At 36.5% G+C, this 455-nt stretch carries 1 protein-coding gene; it reads left to right on the top strand.

Features of this window, described 5'->3' with window-relative positions; all coding sequences use genetic code 11:
- The coding region (locus EZM65_RS15385) for an AMP-binding protein (RefSeq protein WP_136669445.1) at positions 1-455 on the top strand (455 nt) is incomplete at both ends.

Genomic DNA, 455 nt, shown 5'->3' with positions numbered 1-455 from the left:
CAAATAAGCAAGATGTTTACCCATTTTGAAAATCTTGTTGCACAGTCAATCACTGATGAAGAAGTGCTTGTGGAAGCAATAGATATACTTTCTACAGAGGAAAAAAATCTGATTTTAAAAGAGTTCAATGACACAGAAGCTTCTTATCCGCAGGATGTAACTCTTGTAGAATTGTTTGAAGAGCAAGTCAATACGTTTTCAGATCATATAGCGGTAGAGTTTGAGGGTAAGACTTTAACGTATAAAGACCTTAATTCCCAATCCAACCAATTGGGTTATTACTTAAGAACTAAATATGATATACAACCGGATGATTTAATAGCCATCAAATTAGACCGAAGCGAGCAAACGATAGTATCCATTATGGGTGTATTGAAATCGGGCGCGGGTTATGTGCCTATTGATCCTGAATACCCGCAGGAAAGAATATCGTATATTGAAGAAGATACCAATGC

The sequence above is a fragment of the Flavobacterium sp. H122 genome, from assembly GCF_004959765.1.
Taxonomy (GTDB): Bacteria; Bacteroidota; Bacteroidia; order Flavobacteriales; family Flavobacteriaceae; genus Flavobacterium.
The sequence above is the reverse complement of the archived record's forward strand: the minus strand, read 5'-3'. Positions and strand labels throughout refer to the sequence as shown.